23 protein-coding genes are annotated in these 16,153 nt (G+C 59.4%); 20 read left to right on the forward strand and 3 right to left on the reverse strand.

Features of this window, described 5'->3' with window-relative positions:
- Window positions 1-12 precede the first annotated feature (12 nt).
- On the reverse strand, window positions 13-546 hold the full coding sequence (locus CRO12_RS17725) for a hypothetical protein (RefSeq protein WP_144033580.1): 534 nt from the start codon (window positions 544-546) through the stop codon (window positions 13-15).
- Between CRO12_RS17725 and CRO12_RS09090 the strand changes: the two genes are divergently transcribed.
- From CRO12_RS09090 to CRO12_RS09105, 5 genes are all read left to right on the forward strand, one after another.
- Complete coding sequence (locus CRO12_RS09090; RefSeq protein ID WP_097063740.1) at window positions 545-805, forward strand: spike base protein, RCAP_Rcc01079 family; 261 nt, start codon at window positions 545-547, stop codon at window positions 803-805. The two genes, CRO12_RS17725 and CRO12_RS09090, sit on opposite strands and share 2 nt — an antisense overlap.
- Window positions 805-951, forward strand: coding sequence for a hypothetical protein (locus CRO12_RS17975; RefSeq protein ID WP_179640938.1), 147 nt, complete (start codon window positions 805-807; stop codon window positions 949-951). The genes CRO12_RS09090 and CRO12_RS17975 overlap by 1 nt, the downstream gene beginning before the upstream one ends.
- Window positions 951-2,393, forward strand: coding sequence for an SGNH/GDSL hydrolase family protein (locus tag CRO12_RS09095; RefSeq protein WP_144033581.1), 1,443 nt, complete (start codon window positions 951-953; stop codon window positions 2,391-2,393). The genes CRO12_RS17975 and CRO12_RS09095 overlap by 1 nt, the downstream gene beginning before the upstream one ends.
- Before the next feature lie 228 nt (window positions 2,394-2,621).
- Window positions 2,622-2,918, forward strand: coding sequence for a hypothetical protein (locus tag CRO12_RS09100; RefSeq protein ID WP_097063742.1), 297 nt, complete (start codon window positions 2,622-2,624; stop codon window positions 2,916-2,918).
- Window positions 2,919-3,039: 121 nt separating this feature from the next.
- Window positions 3,040-3,288 (forward strand): HNH endonuclease, encoded by a 249-nt coding sequence (locus CRO12_RS09105; RefSeq protein WP_097063743.1) that lies wholly within the window; start codon window positions 3,040-3,042, stop codon window positions 3,286-3,288.
- Window positions 3,289-3,298: 10 nt separating this feature from the next.
- On the opposite strand, the gene CRO12_RS09110 is transcribed toward CRO12_RS09105, so the two are convergent.
- The gene (locus tag CRO12_RS09110) at window positions 3,299-3,655 is read right to left on the reverse strand and encodes a hypothetical protein (protein WP_097063744.1); all 357 of its coding nucleotides are present in this window, start codon (window positions 3,653-3,655) and stop codon (window positions 3,299-3,301) included.
- Between the two features lie 118 nt (window positions 3,656-3,773).
- On the reverse strand, window positions 3,774-4,787 hold the full coding sequence (locus CRO12_RS09115) for a DUF2806 domain-containing protein (protein ID WP_179640939.1): 1,014 nt from the start codon (window positions 4,785-4,787) through the stop codon (window positions 3,774-3,776).
- Between the two features lie 28 nt (window positions 4,788-4,815).
- On the opposite strand from CRO12_RS09115, the gene CRO12_RS17980 reads away from it, so the two are divergent.
- The 15 genes from CRO12_RS17980 to CRO12_RS09185 all read left to right on the forward strand — a co-directional run bounded on the left by CRO12_RS17980 (window position 4,816) and on the right by CRO12_RS09185 (window position 15,982).
- On the forward strand, window positions 4,816-4,974 hold the full coding sequence (locus CRO12_RS17980; protein ID WP_179640940.1) for a hypothetical protein: 159 nt from the start codon (window positions 4,816-4,818) through the stop codon (window positions 4,972-4,974).
- Window positions 4,975-5,028: 54 nt separating this feature from the next.
- Window positions 5,029-5,232, forward strand: a complete 204-nt coding sequence (locus tag CRO12_RS09120) for a hypothetical protein (RefSeq protein ID WP_179640942.1) — start codon at window positions 5,029-5,031, stop codon at window positions 5,230-5,232.
- Window positions 5,233-5,249: 17 nt separating this feature from the next.
- On the forward strand, window positions 5,250-6,017 hold the full coding sequence (locus tag CRO12_RS09125) for a phosphoribosyltransferase (protein WP_097063747.1): 768 nt from the start codon (window positions 5,250-5,252) through the stop codon (window positions 6,015-6,017).
- Window positions 6,018-6,032: 15 nt separating this feature from the next.
- The gene (locus CRO12_RS09130) at window positions 6,033-7,706 is read left to right on the forward strand and encodes a terminase large subunit (protein ID WP_097063748.1); all 1,674 of its coding nucleotides are present in this window, start codon (window positions 6,033-6,035) and stop codon (window positions 7,704-7,706) included.
- A 20-nt stretch (window positions 7,707-7,726) separates the two neighbouring features.
- Window positions 7,727-8,932: a phage portal protein gene (locus CRO12_RS09135; RefSeq protein WP_097063749.1), complete on the forward strand. Its 1,206-nt coding sequence runs from the start codon at window positions 7,727-7,729 to the stop codon at window positions 8,930-8,932.
- Window positions 8,933-8,948: 16 nt separating this feature from the next.
- Window positions 8,949-9,629 carry an HK97 family phage prohead protease gene (locus CRO12_RS09140; RefSeq protein ID WP_179640943.1) on the forward strand — a complete coding sequence of 227 codons (681 nt, stop codon included), beginning with the start codon at window positions 8,949-8,951 and terminating at the stop codon, window positions 9,627-9,629.
- Window positions 9,622-10,758: a phage major capsid protein gene (locus CRO12_RS09145; RefSeq protein ID WP_097063751.1), complete on the forward strand. Its 1,137-nt coding sequence runs from the start codon at window positions 9,622-9,624 to the stop codon at window positions 10,756-10,758. Before CRO12_RS09140 ends, CRO12_RS09145 begins: the two co-directional genes overlap by 8 nt.
- 72 nt (window positions 10,759-10,830) lie before the next feature.
- The gene (locus tag CRO12_RS09150; protein ID WP_097063752.1) at window positions 10,831-11,133 is read left to right on the forward strand and encodes a head-tail connector protein; all 303 of its coding nucleotides are present in this window, start codon (window positions 10,831-10,833) and stop codon (window positions 11,131-11,133) included.
- On the forward strand, window positions 11,130-11,447 hold the full coding sequence (locus CRO12_RS09155) for a phage head closure protein (protein WP_179640944.1): 318 nt from the start codon (window positions 11,130-11,132) through the stop codon (window positions 11,445-11,447). Before CRO12_RS09150 ends, CRO12_RS09155 begins: the two co-directional genes overlap by 4 nt.
- Window positions 11,444-11,887 (forward strand): HK97-gp10 family putative phage morphogenesis protein, encoded by a 444-nt coding sequence (locus tag CRO12_RS09160; RefSeq protein WP_179640945.1) that lies wholly within the window; start codon window positions 11,444-11,446, stop codon window positions 11,885-11,887. The genes CRO12_RS09155 and CRO12_RS09160 overlap by 4 nt, the downstream gene beginning before the upstream one ends.
- Before the next feature lie 10 nt (window positions 11,888-11,897).
- Complete coding sequence (locus CRO12_RS09165; RefSeq protein ID WP_179640946.1) at window positions 11,898-12,263, forward strand: DUF3168 domain-containing protein; 366 nt, start codon at window positions 11,898-11,900, stop codon at window positions 12,261-12,263.
- Between the two features lie 100 nt (window positions 12,264-12,363).
- A complete protein-coding gene (locus CRO12_RS09170) occupies window positions 12,364-12,777 on the forward strand; it encodes a phage tail tube protein (protein ID WP_097063755.1) in 414 nt (137 codons plus the stop codon).
- Window position 12,778: 1 nt separating this feature from the next.
- Window positions 12,779-13,189 (forward strand): hypothetical protein, encoded by a 411-nt coding sequence (locus tag CRO12_RS09175; protein WP_144033582.1) that lies wholly within the window; start codon window positions 12,779-12,781, stop codon window positions 13,187-13,189.
- A gap of 50 nt (window positions 13,190-13,239) precedes the next feature.
- Window positions 13,240-13,497, forward strand: a complete 258-nt coding sequence (locus tag CRO12_RS09180) for a phage tail assembly protein T (RefSeq protein ID WP_179640947.1) — start codon at window positions 13,240-13,242, stop codon at window positions 13,495-13,497.
- Between the two features lie 28 nt (window positions 13,498-13,525).
- Window positions 13,526-15,982, forward strand: a complete 2,457-nt coding sequence (locus tag CRO12_RS09185) for a coiled-coil domain-containing protein (RefSeq protein WP_097063758.1) — start codon at window positions 13,526-13,528, stop codon at window positions 15,980-15,982.
- Window positions 15,983-16,153 lie beyond the last annotated feature (171 nt).

The following is a 16,153-nucleotide window of genomic DNA, read 5'->3' on the forward strand; positions in this document are numbered from 1 at the left end:
GTGAGCACGCGGTCACGACGCGACCAACACGCATCCAACCACGAAGAGCGACAGCGACGCCACGTTCAGAGTTCTGGCGAGCAGCCGCAACATGGGCCAGCGCCACTCCAGCCGTCTCTTCAGTGTCTTACCATAAGGCTTGATATTCGTGTCAGCCAAGCTCTCAAGATAATGGAAGGCCGTTCGGTCTTGAGCCTCTTGCGTCATTACGAAACCACCAATCACCGCAATCACGACGCCTATGACGAACGGCCAAGCGTTAGCTTGCGCAACCCGCGAAGTCGCAAGTGCGCCACCATTGATCGCCACTAGCGTCGCTAGCAGCCACGCGCTGATCGATTGACCACGCATGTAGTGCGTCTCGGAAAGGCGCTTTCGCTGCTTTCGATGCTCAGCCTCCTCGGTTGGATCATTCCATTGCTCGACCGGCTTGGGTCGAAACCAGTCTAGAACCCTGCTCATGCGCGCAGCATGGCTTGCTTGCGCGAGCGGTGCAACGTGTAGGTCATCCGCTTGCTGATCAGGCGCTCGTGCTAAATACAGCATGGCTGACCGATACTCTTCACACGCACGCGCGGTCTACGGACCCGCAAGCGCCGCACTGGCGATCACACCATCTGACGCGACCACATTAGACGCCACCAGCGGACTCTATGTGGGCGGCGCAGGCAATCTCACGGTGGAAATGCTCGACGGTGGCACCGTCACCCTGACGGGGGTTCAGGGTGGCTCTGTGCTGCCCCTACGGGTTGTTCGGGTGCTCGCCAGCACGACCGCGACCAACATCGTCGGACTGCTGAACTGATGATCGGGTTGTCGCTCTCACTGCCAACGGCAGCACTCCGCATCCCGAACGCCCTTGAGGCACCAGTCGGCTACATCTTCATCACCGACGCTGATGGCGCGATCCTGATCGACGGCGACGGCACCTACCTCGTGGAGGCGCTGTGATGGTGGAGACCCGCAATGCCAACCTTCCAAGTCAGTATCTCGGACAAGTGGCCACCGGCTGCTACATGCCACGCAGTTCCATCACGGGTGCGAACCGCTACGCCCGCACCCGCGATATGGTAATCACCACTGAAGTGGTCACCAATCCGAAGGTCGGATGGGCACGCTGGCGGGTTGCATCTGGCATTGAAAGCGCTCCTGCCGCCGCGTGCAAATTCATCGCCGCGCTCGAATATCCCACGGGCGTGTTCACCTACGCTGATCAGTGTATCGCGGCTGGAACGCCGGGGTCACCGGCCGAAGTAGATATGGCAGCGAACGCGACGCTCTTGCTCGACTTCGCGGTCACGATCCCAAAGGGTGCTCAGGTCTACGTCTGGGCGCGTCAGTTCAGCGCCGATGGTTCGGGTGTTCTGTGGCGTCAGGGTCAGCACCCGCTCACCGCGCGACCCGGCTGCTACCTTGATCTTGGACAGAATGCCTCACCGCCAGCGTTGCTGAACGCGTTCGGTGGTTCACCGGCTGAGTTTAGCTTCCCGCCAGTCCTGTTCCTTGGTCAGACCCGCCGTCCGTCTGTTCTCGTGTTTGGAGACAGCCGCGAAGAAGGCGGCACTGAAGGTCCGCGCACGCCTCATTATGACAACGGCCTCTGCATCGGCGCAATCGGTCGCCACTTCGGCTACACCAGCGTTGCGGAGTCTTCTTCGTCGCTCAACCAATTCACGGGCGGAAGCTCGGCCAACCGGTCGAACCGCTTGGCGCTCGCGCCTTACTTCACCCACATCGTCAACGCGTGGGGTGTCAACGATATCGGCACCGGTCGAACCGTTGCGCAGTTTCTTGCTGACCGTGCGACGTTCGCGGGCTACTTCCCCAACAAGCAGGTGATCGGCACCACCATGCCGCCTTACGTCCCCTACACTGACGGCGGGCGCACAATCGCCGGACAGAGTCTCGGCACCAACCAGCCGAAGGTTCGGGAGGCGAACCGTGCGATCCGGGCTGGTATTGCCGGTGAGGCGTTTATCTTCGACACGGCGCGTGGTGCCGATCCCTTCGACCGCGACGCCTATTCGGTTGATCCCGACCCATCTGCTACGACTGCCCGCTTCCCGGCTGCGCAGATAACAGCATCGATCAGCGCCACGACATTGACTGTGACCGCCGTGACCAGTGGAACGCTCGGCTATGGAACGTGTCTCACGGAAGGGCTGGGGAACGCCTATGATAGCAGTCCCTACTATGGCACCATGATCCTTGAGCAGTTGACTGGCACGACTGGCGGCGTTGGCACCTATCGCGTCAACTTCAGTCAGAATACTTCGTGGCGCACGATGTATGCTGGCGGCTGGGGTTCGAAGGACGGATTGCACCTAAATGGCATGTTGGCAGAGCAGGTGCGCGAACGGCTTGCCCCAGCCATCGATCAGATCAGGCGCTAACGTCGCGATCACGGATGCAGATGGGTCTTGGTCTTGCTGTGACAGTGACGCGGACGCGGACCGCTGAAGCGCCCGCGTCTAGCAGGGCGCCGCCGAACGCTATGCGCAACGCCAGCGGTGATTACGTCCGCAACAGCAGCGGCGGCTACGTGCTCGTTTAGGCGTCACTCCACGCTATCCACAGTTGCGTTTGTTCCCGATGCGTTCTTCACGAGTTACCCGGCGCGTATGAGCGCCAACACCCGCATCGACTCCCTCTGGGATGTCACCCGCATCGGGTCCAATCTGGCGGTATTCTGCGATTGTGGACACTCCAGCATCGTGGACGCGAAGCGGTGCGCCCGCTGGTATGGCGTCCACCGGTTCGACATCCGCTGGCACGTGCTGGCGCGGCATCTGCGCTGCACCAAATGCCGGGGGAGACCGTCACACCTACGGGTCACCCACCAGCTACCCACTGCACCTGACCGGTTCCCGAAGACGGAAGACCAGTGGAACGCGCTGATCAAGCGTCAGCGGGGCTAAATCATGGGTGCCAGATCGACCACCACGCTTTGGAGCCAAGCGCCCGTCTAAGACCCGTCAGGGCGGCTCCACGACGCTGCGTGACCAGAGCGCAGCCTACCGGCGTCAACGTGACCGGATCATGGATGCAGACCCGCTGTGCCGATATTGTCGGGCGGAAGGTAGGATCACGCCCGCGACCGTGCTCGATCACGTGCTGGCCTTGTCGCTCGGTGGAACCAACGAGCCCGCGAACCTCGCACCCGCGTGTCGCGACTGCAACGCGCGCAAAGGCGTGGACGAACAGCGCTACCTCCAGCGCGGCTATGACCTCGCCGTGGTCGGTCAAGACGCGGCGCTACGTGAGTGGATGCGAAAGGCGCGACGCTAGCGGAGCACTCTCAGTCTTTGAACTCTTCGGCGATCACGAGCCACGGTGACCACCAAGCGATGTATACGCTTTGGTCGTCAACATCCTTGATCGACGGATGGTAGTGCATCTTGATCACGCCATACTTGTCATCGTTGACCAAGCCTTGGAACAGGTGACGTTCGACGGCTTCGACCTGATTGCGATTCAGCCCCCAATCGAGAATGACAAAGCCGTCAAGGTTGCCTCCTTCACGTCGCGCCCAACCGGCGTAGCTGGCGCGACGCTGTGATGGGTTGGTGGTTACGCCGATCACGTATTGGGTGACGTGCTTGGAGGCGGCAATCGCCTTGCAGGTTTCGAGTAGCTGGTCGTGGTTGTAGGGCATCAATGCTCCCGCAATGATAAATAGAAGTGTGCACCATCGGTGCTACGCATCGCCGATGGACCGGGGCGGGTGTTTTCCTACGGGAGGGCGCCTGCCCAAGTCCGCCCTTCAAGTCTTTTTATACGCTGTCAGATTGTTCATCGGGCTTGGGCCTGAGCGCTTCGATTGGCTCCGCCAGCAAAGCGCCGTCAGCTTCGATGACTTTACAAAGATCAGCCCAAAGCGTCTGATCGGAAGAAAGCTCTTTCCAAACGGAACGTAAACCTTGACCTTCATCCGATATAGGAATGATGCTAGCTATATCCGAACCGACCTGCGTCAATGCGATAATTTCTAGGTTAGATTTCTGTTCTGGCTTGCCGTGTATTCTTAGCACTAACCCGCGAGCAAAAACATACGCCATTCCTTGGTTGTCGAAGGTTAGCGTCACCTCAAGAGGGATTCCCGTTGCACCATTGATCAGGCCAGCATTTTCCAAGAACAGCAGCGGTCTCACATCATCCGGGAAAAGCTCTTTGACCGCTGATCGAGCGATATAGCTCTTTGTAGCGAATTGCGCTAACTTAGAGAAGTTGAACGCCTCTTCTTGCGAGAATTCAGATAAAAAACGAAGAGTCCGTATCGAGAAGGTTCCAGACTTCCTTATCTCTCCAGCAAGAACCCTAGCCCAGATGCCTCTCATTCGATCTGTAGAAGCAGTCTCGGCATACTGTTCGAAAACGTTCAGCCAATCTTCATCGATCACTTCACTATCGGCGACGCTTGTTCGATCAGGCTCTCTTGCTAGTTCTACAACAGCCTCGTGCATAATCTGTTCTTTGTTATTTTGCTTGCGATATTCCTTTCGGAGCAAGTTGTCCGCCGCTCGCTTAATAACTTCGGGATCAGCTACTACGCTCTCGGCTGCGGCTTTTGCGACCGCCGCGTCCATCATGCGAAGAGCGCTAGTTTTGGATTCAATCTTGGAAGCCGCGCGATCAGCCCATGCTACTGGGTAAGACATCAAAGCGCCGACAAGCTGATTGAAGGCCTTTATGGCAGATCGCTGGATCGGAGGTGGTAGACCGGTCAGCGCACTTGTTGCGGCATTTAAGGCAACGCTGGTCGACGTCGTGCTCTCTTCTTCAGTCATGCGTCCTCCACGTGCGCTAAATACCAACATGCAACGTGGTCGCAAACCAGCCAATCCGGCGCTGAAGGAACTCTCCGGCACCTACCGCAAGGATCGTCACGCCGACATCGTGGCGCTCGACGCTGCACCTAGCGTCTCACCACCAGTGCAACCCTCCTACCTGACCGCTGAAGCTCGGCTGGTGTAAGAGGAAGAGCTAGAGCGGGTGATCGCCTGTGGTGCGACTGACACCGACTCTTCGATGTTCGGCCGCTACTGCGAGATCGAGGCGCTGTTCCGCCTAACCGTGATGTCGGGTCAGTCGCCCACGGCGGCGACCATGACCGAACTGCGCAAGATGGCGGAACTGCTAGGCATTGCCGGTCTGAAGTCGCGCCTCGCCAAGCTCTCATCCACCACGACGGAGACGAAGGTCAGCCCCTTCACCATCCGTCCAAAGGCCTGATGTCTATCAGGTCGCGGGTGCTGCTGACCCACGATGCGGACGCGCTCTCTGCGTGGATCGTGGAGCACCACGGCTGCACTCCGACGCTAGGGCGCCGCGTAGGTGACCGTCAGGCGCTGATCGTCGCCACAGACGATGCCACGGCGGCGCTGATCGACGCTCACAACGCCACCATCGTGCCCGCACCGGCACCAGTGCCCGTCACCGCGACCGTGGAGACCATCGTTGCCAGCAACCCGGATGCTGCGTTCGACCTGTTCGGTGGCACCAAGCCGCGCCTTCAGGTCTACTCCCGCAAGCTTGTGTCGTGGCTCTCCACCCGGTCGTGGACCAACGCGGGGAAGAAAGCCGCTATCGCCAAGCTGAAGGCGGCTAAGCAAGCGCTAGATCACAACGCCATAGAGGCGGCGGCGCACGACCTAGCCACCACGCTTGAACGTCAGGTGGGCGCTGACAACCCGAACGTTCTGGTGACGCACGTCGCGTGCGGTCACAGCCAACGTCCGGACTGCTTTTCTTGCCAGATCGCGCAACGGGTGGCGGAAAAGCTGCGCCTGAAGTTCGCCAAGGTATTCAGTGACCGGTTTGTGAAAGGGGTCAGCCATCCGAAGGAGTTCGACAAGCTCGCACCTATCGAGATTGCGACGCTACCCGCTGAAGCACTGGTGCTGGTCATCGATGACGTGGCGACTAGCGGCTGGCATATGGAAGAAGCGCTTCAGACGCTCAGAAGTGCGGGCAAGGCGTGTCTTGGTTTCTCATGGATTAGCGGCACCGTTGACTGATCGTCTAAATATGCTGTGCTACCTAAGTTCAAACGTAAATCATTCAGCTTTCGTGCTTTCGAATACGCTCAAAAGGTCATCGACGGACGGATAGACGCGTCGTGGCAAGTCCGTGCGCAATGTCAGCGCTCGCTTGCGCTCTTCGACCGGCCTGACATCGCCTACGATGAAGCGCGTGTAGACCACTTTTGTGAGTTCGGACAGGCGCTTCCACACGTCATAGGGCCGCTTGCGGGCGAGTGCTTTTGCTTCGAACCGTGGCAATTGTTTCTGTTTGCCAACATCTTTGGCTTCATCGTGAAGGCAACCGGCCTACGGCTGCACCGTGAAGTCTTTGCGTTGCTCCCGCGCGGTTCTGCAAAGTCCACCGTTGCAGCAATTATCGGCAACTACATGGCCTTTTGTGAAGGCGAGGGCGGTGCGCAGGTCTTGTCCGGCGCTACCTCTATGGATCAAGCGATGCACGTCTTCGAACCTGCACGCCAGATGGCGTTGCAGACGCCTGCAATGTGCGAAGCGCTCGGACTGGAGGTGAACGCCCGGTCAATTTACCAGATTAGCAGCGGGTCGAGCTTCAAACCCGTCATTGCCAAGACAAAAGATGGCGGATTGCCGTGGTGTGCAATAGCCGATGAGCTTCACCAAGCGCTCGACGGCACGCAGCTACAGGCGTTCCGCACCGGCATGGGAAAGCGTCGCGGCTCTGACCCGCTGCTACTCATCATCAGCACCGCTGGCGTCAATCTGGCGGGCATATGTCGCTCTGAACAACTCTATTTCGAGTCTGTCCTGAACGGCTCAGTCAGGGATGATGCCAAGTTCGCCCTTATCTATACGATTGATCTAGGAACGGATGACTGGAAAGACTTGAAGGTTTGGAAGAAAGCTAACCCGAACTATGGCGTTAGCGTCGATGAGACGCACCTGAAGGGTGAATATGAGAAGGCGCTTCAGTCACCGGCTGCGCAGGCGGACGCTCTTACCAAGTATCTGAACGTCTGGTGCAACACAGCGGCAGGATGGCTCAACCAAGCCGATTGGTCGCGGGCGGCTCAACCATCGCTGGAGATACCGCCGGGCGTGGAAGTCAGCATCGGTGTCGATATGTCCACCAAGACGGACCTGACCGCGATCACGGTCGGGTGGACGATGCCTGACGGTCGCCACGCCTTCGTCTCCTACTTGTTCGTTCCTAGCGGCGCACTGGAGCGCAACCGCAACTCGACCGCCTACGCTGATTGGATCGCGTCTGGTCACCTCATCCAAACGGAGGGCACCGCCAGCGACCACGCCGCCGTGCGCGACAAGCTCAAGGAACTGCTGAAGACCTACCGGGTGCAGGTCATCCACTACGATGAGTGGGAAGCGAACACCATCATGCAGGAACTAGCTGCCGATGGTGCCAACGTCGTGGCGTTCAGCTTGAAAGCGCCGATCATCGGACCGGCGATGGATGACTTCGAAGCCGACCTTCAAAACAGGCTCATCGTCCACCCTGACAATCCGTGCCTAAATTGGCAGGCGCAGAACATCAGCGTGCAACCGCAAGGCAAGTTCAAGAGACCGTCGAAGCCAACTGGACAAGACCATCTGCGTATAGACGGCATGGTCACGGTCATTCTTGCGCACGCTGGCCTAAGGGTGGCCGCTCCGGAACCACTCGACCTCACGCTGGAGTGGTTCGACTAAGCCGTTCGTCTAAATACCGGATGGGAAAACTATCAGATTGGTTCTTCGGTCCGCTCGAAACGAAGTCAGAGACGATCACGCCACATAGCGAAGCATATGTCGAAGATCGTATGCTTTCGATGGACGCGGGCGGCTTCACCAGCGTCGCTTACGCGTGCGCTCAGATCATCAGTCAGGGGCTGGCACTACCGCCCGCCTATGTGCAGCGGGTCACTGGCACCGGCCGTGAGTTCGCTACCAAGCACCCGCTCTACAACCTCCTTAATGCCAAGCCGAACCGCACGCAGTGCAGTTATGAGTTCCGCGAAGTCATGGGATGGCAAGCCGCTCTCCACGGCAACGCCTACGCGTGGATTAACCGCGCCCGCAATGGCGAGGTGCTTGAGCTTGTTCCGCTCGACCACAGCGAAGTCAGTCGCATCGATCCCGTCGAGCTAGGCGCAGCCCCCACGTTCAACGTTGGCGGGCGCACCTACGACACCCGCAACATCTGGCACTTCAAGGGACCATCGGCACACCGTCGTGGCGGGCTGGTGACTTCGGCAGAGGCACGCCGCGCCATCACCCTGATGTCGGTGGCGGAGTCCTTTGGAACCGACCTGTTCGCCAACCGGGCCGCGCTCGAAGGCATCATGAGTATCGACGGGGCGGCGAGCAAGGAACAACTAGACCAGCTTCGAACGCAGATGAGGGAGCGCCACACCGGGGCGGGCAAGCGTGGTCGCACCGCCTTCATCCCGGCTCCGGTCAAGTATCAGGCGCTATCTGCGACCGCGACGGACAGTCAGTGGCTGGAGACCCGCCGCTACCAGATCGAAGAGATTTGTCGCTACTTCCGCGTCTCGCCCACGAAGGTGTTCCACACGCTTGGCAGTCAGTCCTACTCCAGCGTCGAGCAAGCGCACATCGCGCACGATCAGGACACGGACGCTCACTGGCACGCCCGCTTTGCGCAGTCAGCGACCAACAACCTGTTGAGCGACTCTGACCGCGCGGCCGGATACTCTGTCGTTATCGACAATCGCGACTACCTACGTGGCACCGCTAATGAGCGCGCCGACTATTACAACAAAGGCCTGACGGGTGGTTGGCTGACACAGAACGAAGCGCGGGAAGCTGAAGGCTACGCGCTCTCTAATGATCCCGACGCCAATCGTCTGAGACCGGCCGCAAACTTGTTCGGCTCGGTCGCACCGGCAAACAAAAAGACGCCGGAACCTAAATAGGATCATGGAAACAAAAGTGATCCGCACCTCACTGGAGGTGAAGTCCGTCGAAGACAATGACGGCAAGATGACCTTTAGCGGTTATGCCTCCACGTTCGGCAATGTCGATCACGTCGGCGATGTCGTTGAAGCTGGCGCCTACAAGTCCACCATTGCCCACCACAGCGACACTGGCACCATGCCCGCGATGTGGCTCAACCACGAATACAAGGGCATTCCGGTTGGTGTGTGGAAGTCGATGCGCGAAGACGCGAAGGGGCTCTTCGTTGAAGGCGAACTGATCGACACAGCGGCGGGCCGGGACATTTACGCAGCCCTAAAGGCAGGCGCGATCAAGTCACTTTCAATCGGCTATCGCGTAACCGGTTATGAGCACAAGGGCGGCAACCGTCACATCACGGGCGCCCACCTTGACGAAGTGTCGGTTGTGACCCGTCCGGTCAACGAACAAGCGCAGATCGTCGCTGTCAAATCGTTGCCTGACAACCTTGAAGCGATGCTCAACGACGCTGGTTTCTCCGCTGATGCAATCGCCGCCCTGATGGCGTCGCGTGACGATCCGCAGACTGAGGCTGATGACGCAGATAAGAGCGTCGAAGCAACAATCGAAACTGAAGAAAACGCTAAATACGATGAGGCGGCGATCATGGCCGCAATCGAGAAACTGGCAACGGCCATGAAGGAGACGAATGTCTGATAATCTGATCGACAAGCTGAACACACTTGCAAACGAGTTCAAGTCGGCGCTTGAGCGTAACGACGAAGCCGCTACGGAGCGCCTGAACACCGCCATCAGCACTCTTGAAGCCAAGATGCGCGCTGATGAGGCTGACGCCAATCGCGTCACCACCAACGGTAGCGCGGCTGATGAGGCTGAAGTGAAGGGCTTCCGTGACTTCCTGATCACGCGCGAAGTCAAGGCGATGTCGGCGACCGTCAACCCGACCACCGATGGTGGCGTGACGATCCCGAAAGTCATTGCGGCCGACATCCGCAAGTATGTCACTGACCGTTCGGTCATGCGCAAGCTTGCGCAGGTTCTGACCGTGACCACGCCGGACTTCCACATCCCCGTTCAGACTGGCGGCGCTGGTGCAGAGTGGGTTGGTGAGACGACCCGCAACACAACTGGCACGCCGACCATCGAAAAGGTTGTGCCGCCCATCGGTGAGATTAGCGCCCGCGCTCTGATCACGCAGCAGTTGCTTGAGGATTCTCAGTTCGACCTTCAGCCGTTCCTCGTTGCCTCGCTTGGCGACAAGTTCGATGAAGCTACGGGCACCGCGTTCGTGCTCGGCGACGGCACCAACAAGCCGAAGGGTCTGTTCACCTACGCGACCGCTGCCACGACCGACAAGGCTGGCACGCGTCCGTTCGGCACCTTCCAGCACGTCGCCTCTGGCGTGTCTGGCGGTCTTGGTGACCTCGATAAGCTGATTGATCTTGTCCACAGCCTCAAGGCCGGTCACCGCGCCAATGCGAGCTTTGTGATGAGCAAGGCGACGCTTGGTGATTACCGCAAGCTGAAGGACTCGAATGGTCAGTATATCTGGCAGCCGTCCACGCAGGCTGGACTTCCGTCCACGTTGCTTGGCTACCCGGTTTTCGAAGACGAAAACGTAGCTGAGAAGGGCACCGCGAACGGCCTTGCTGCTGCGTTCGGCGACTTCCGCGCGGCTTACACCATCGTTGATCGCGTAAGCATGACCACGCTGGTGAACCCGTATTCGTTCGATCCCTTTATCGCGATCAGCGCCCGCGCCCGCGTGGGTGGTTGTGCGACGGACACCACGGCGCTCAAGTTCCTGAAGCTGTCCGTTTCGTAATCGAAGTCTCCTAGAAGGGAAGCAAAGGCTCGGCATCAGCGATGATGTCGGGCCTTTGTCCTAAATACCACCATGGAAGTTTTGATCGAAACACAGCTACGCGAGTGGTGCCGCCTTGAAGAGGGCGTCGATACCCTGACACTGACCATGTTGGAAAGCGCCGCAATCGACGTGATCGAACACCAACTGAACGGTCGCATTCGCCCCTACGTGGACGAAGAGGGCGCGACGGTGACGCCTCTAATCAGTGAGTCGATCAAGCACGCAATCTCCGTCTATGTCGGTGCTCACTTCAACGACCGTGACGGTGCAGTTGATGAGGCGATGCGGGCTGTAACCCGGCTTTGCGCAGTCCACCGGAACTACTGTCTGTGACGATCCGCAGCGGGTCACTTGACCGTTCCCTCACACTCTCGACCGAAACACAGACGCGCGACAACGTTGCGCAGATAGTGTCCACGTGGACGGTCGTAGCCACCGCCTGGTCAGAGCGTCTGGAGCTTCGCTGGAGCGACGTGGAGCGCCTTGGGGTTTCGGAGCGTCAAGCAGCCGCCCGCTACCGCATACGGTGGCGCACGGGCGTCACAGTGGGGATGCGCGCCACCGTGGATGGTCAGCACTACCGCGTCAGGGGCGTTGCGCCGGAGGGGCGCCGGGATGCGCTGGTGCTGACGCTGGTCAGCGAGTGAGCGCGACCGCCAACCTACGCGGCTTCAAGGAGCTTCAGCAGCGCCTACGGAACTTAGCCGACAAGGAAGCCACACAGGCCGGTCAGGCGGCGGTGCGTGCCGCCGCAAAGGAAGTCGCGAAGAAGATTGAAGCCGCCGCTCCGGACGGCCCCCGCGCGGAAGGTCAGACGGTGAAGCGGCGCGGCAAGGGCGGGAGCTACGACAGCGCCCACCGCAAGATCAGGAATCACGTCATCGTCCGCAAAGGGCGCCCGCAAAAGACCACAATGGTGCGCGCGCTCATCGGCATCGACACCATTCACGCCCACATGGTCGAATACGGGACCATCCACCAAGAGCCGCAGCCGTTCGCCGGGCGCACGCTGGAGCGTGAGACGCAAGCGGCTATCGACACTATGGCGAAGACGCTCGACCGGCGTCTGATTAAGCGTGGCGTCTAAATAGTCGATGTTGAACGAAACTCTGACGACGCTACTCTTGAGCGTATCACCGAACGTCTACGTGGCTAAAGCGCCGCTAGATTACTCGACGCCAGCCATTGTCTACAACCACCTTGCCACAGCGCCGGTAGACGACCTCAACGCTGACCTAGACGACCTTGAAGAGCACGCCTTCGCCCTCATCCAAATCGATGTCTACGACCCTGACTTGAAGGTCGCATCCGCGCTAGCACGCACGATCCGCCGCAAGCTACGCACCACCGTCGAACGCGACTTCGGTGTGACGTGGACGGAATGCTTCAGCGACACTGATGAGACCACTGAGCGCACGCTTCACCGCGTCGTCATGCGCTTCCGAGTCTTCGCCCTGATGTGATCAGCGTCGTCACGCTGATGTGAAGACTGCGCCCGTCACGCGGGGTCAAATGCCTAAATAGAAGCGAACGAAACTCGGTTGAAACAACCAAAGGAGAAAGATGGCAGCAATCAACGCCAAGGCAACTACTGTTCACATCAAGGTTGGCGCGGCTGCGCCGGTCAAGATCGGTGGCATCAAAGACTTCGACTTCGGCGGTGGCAGCGCTCCCGACATCGACACCAGTGACCTAGACTCGACTAAGCGTGAGTTCATGACAGGCTTGGCCGATGAGGGTGAGATGACGCTGACCCTCAACTATCTTCCGACCGACGCCGGTCAAACGGCAGTGTCGGCGGCGCGTGACGCGAACACTCGCATTCAGCTTATCATCGCCAACGTGCCCGGCAACGTAAAGTGGGAAGCTTACGCCTACGCGAAGACGTTCTCGATCTCCGGCGGTCTCGATCAGGCATTCAGCGCCAGCGCATCGTTCAAGTTTGACGGTGCAATCACGAAGAGCGCAACGACCTAAGATGGCGGTTCTCTCACGTGACGCCATCCTTGCGGCAAAGCCGCTTATGGAGGCGTTCGCAACTGAGTGGGGTGGCGAAGTCAACGTCCGTGCGCAGTCTGTGAAGGCGCGCACGGAGATGTATGACGTGATCGTCGCAAACCACCGCGCGCTAGAGGATTATGCGGACGATCAGGCGCTACCTGAAGGCGAGCGCGCCGGGGTGGCTGAGGTTAAACCGCTCGACCAAGCCGTGGTGATGCTTATCTTCAGCATTTGCGATGAAAGTGGCAAACTCATCTTCACCATGGATGACATCGACCGGTTCGAAGAGTTGAGCTATCCGACCGTCATGACGTTGTGGATGGCGGCAAAGCGCCTGAACGATACCGCACAACCGGCACAGCCCGTTAAAAAAAAGACTTCGCGCTAAACTTCGACCGTCAAATGCTCTTCCGTCTTGCCCTCGCCATGGGGCGGACGGTGGCGGAACTCGACGCGACACTCTCACCGGCCGAGTTCGAAGAGTGGAAGGTCTACTTTCAGGTCGAACCGTGGGGCACGGCGGCAGCGGATGAGCACTTCCGTGGCCTCTATCAACTGTTCTGGTGCTTTCACTCGAAAAAAACCATGCCGGAGTTTCTTGATCGCTTTCCTGAAGAGCGTGCACGTCAGCGTCGGCGCGAAGAGCGCAAGACCGCTGAAGAAAAGATATTTGACTTCTTCAACGGGCTCGGTTGAGGCGGTTTTCGCCTAAATAGTTCCAGATATGGCGAAAGCAGGCTCACTCTACGTAGACCTCAACCTTGAGGCAGCAAACTTCATTGGCGGGATGCGCAAGGCGGCGGCTGACACGGAAAAGCACGCCCGCCAGATCAGCACTTCGATGTCGCTGATCACGTCATCGGTGAAGGGTGCCGCCCTTGGCTTCATCTCCGCATTCTCAATCGACGCAATGGCGAACCAGATCAAGGCGGCTGCGGACTTCGGCGACGCTATCGTGGACACAGCCGACAAGATCGGCGCGTCAACCAAGTTCCTACAAGAGTTCTCCTATGCGGCACAGATGAACGGTTCCAGCGTCGAGACCGCGCGCGTCGGACTTGAAAAGTTCGCCAAGCTGATGGGTGAAGCCGACAACGGGTCTGAGAAGGCGCGCAAGACGCTTGCCGAATACAACATCACGACCAAGGACATCGGCGAAGCTACCCTTCAAGCCGCCGATGGTATCAGTAAGCTCGACAACCGTCAGGCGCAGCTTGCGGCTACGTCCGAACTGTTTGGGAAGAAGGCGGCTGACCTGACCGTCACGCTTGCGGGCGGACGGGCCGGTATCTCCGACATGGCGGTGGCGGCGCAACAGCTAGGCATCGTCATGGAAGACGATGTGCTCCGCAACGCTGGTCCGATGAATGACAAGTTGGATCAGATGAAGATGATTCTGAGCGCGCAAACCGCGAACGGCATTCTTCAGAACGCTGATGCGATCATGAGTCTGGCGAACTCCTTTGCAAAGGCGACTTCAGGGCTGCTTGGCTTCATCGAAAACATGCAGGTAGCGCGGAACCTCAGTCTTCAGGGTGGTAATCCGCTCAATTGGGACTTGGGTTCACTCGCGACGGGGCTGATCGAAGGTAAGTCGATCAACACCATTCGTCAGGATGCCCGTAACGCCCTTGCTGGCACGCAGGCCGGTCGCGAAGCATTGGTCAAAGACAACAACCGCCGTTGGCGCGCGGGGGTTGCAGCCGGTCGTGACCCGAAGACCGACCCGGAACTGATGTCGCTCTACAAGCAGAACGTGTGGCTCAAGCAGGAATGGCAGCGGGTCGCGGCCGGGCGCTCTGGCGGTGGTCTCACGCCACCACCGCCCGGCGCTGGCACCATCGACCTTCCAACCACCAAATCAACGCCAGCCAAGGCGGGACCAAGTGCGAAGGAACTAGCCGAAAAGGAGCTTCAGCGGCTCGCCAGCTACCAGCGTGACCTAGCGGCTGGTGAAGATGCCATCGCCCGCGCCCGCATGGGGCTGTCCACGTCGATCAGCGACCGCGCCGACATGGAACGTGAAATGCTGGCGCGTGAGCGTCAGGCGGCTGAAGCGGAGATTGTCGAGCGGCTACGCACTGGCGACCTGAAGGCGCAGGAAGCCGACGCGCTCCGCAAGATCAACGCGAAGCTCTACGGTGAGGCGACAAAGGACGCCAACGGTGAAATCACCGTGTCTGCACCCGGTCTGCTCGGGCAGGCGATCAGCCTTCAAGAGCGCGAAGAACTGGCGCGCCAGTCGCTCGAATTGGCATCAGGCGAAATCGACATTCAGCGCGACCTCAAAGAGTCGTCGCTTGGACTGGCACGCTCATCCGGTGAGCGTCGCACCCTGACGCTGCAAATCCTCGATTTGGAGTTCGAGCAACAGCGACTGGCGCTTGAGCGGGTTCGCGATAGCGAGAAATCGAGTGAAGCCGACAAGGCGATAGCCAATAAGAAGCTCGCCATCTTGGGTGCCCTTCAGACGGAGGCACAGACGCGCGCTAAGCGTGAGACCGCTGGTCCGCTGGAAAGCTACCTAGACGCCCTCCCGCGCACCACGGGTGAGATAAACGACGCGCTCGAATCCATTCAGGTCGAAGCACTCGACCGCATCAATGACGGGCTGACGGAAGCCATTATGTCGGGCAAGTCGCTGGTGGGCGTCATTGGCGACGTGATGTCCACGGTGGTGCGCGGGCTGATCGACATCGGCCTGAAGCAAGCCTTCATCAAACCGCTCGGTGACCTGTTGTTCGGCGGTGGCGGTGGAGGCGGGCTGCTTGGCAGCATCGTCGGCGGACTGTTCGGCGCTGCAACAGGTGGCGTTGCTGGTGGCATCGGCGGCGGCATCAGCCTCAACGGCAGCGCGTTGCCATCGGTGATCCCGACCCTTGGCATCGGGGCGCGTGCCAACGGCGGCTACACGGCGCCGGGCATCTACCGGGTAGGCGAGCGCGGTGAGGAAATCATCGAAGTCGGTAGTCACGCCAACGTGGTTCCCAACCATGCGCTGAAGTCGCTCCAGCGCGACGCTGGCGGGCAGGCGATCAACGTTCACATTGGAAGCATCACGTCCAACGATCCTGAAGCCGTGCGCGGCATGGTCTTCAGCGGCATCATGGAAGCAATGCCGATCATCAATCAGTCGGCGACTGAAGCGACGATGCGCAAGCTCGGGAGACCACGCACCTAAATAGTGGGTGCAATATCCTGTCCCTTTCACTCCGTTTACGCCCAACACGCAAAGACTGACGATCAGCACGCGTGTCACCACAGCGCGCTCTGACTACAGCCTCAAGGCGCAGCACATCTACAACGATGCCTCATGGTCGTTGACGTGGACGTGGCCACCGATGCGACACGC

The sequence above is a fragment of the Sphingomonas guangdongensis genome (genome assembly GCF_900199185.1).
In the GTDB taxonomy this organism is placed as follows: domain Bacteria; phylum Pseudomonadota; class Alphaproteobacteria; order Sphingomonadales; family Sphingomonadaceae; genus Sphingomonas; species Sphingomonas guangdongensis.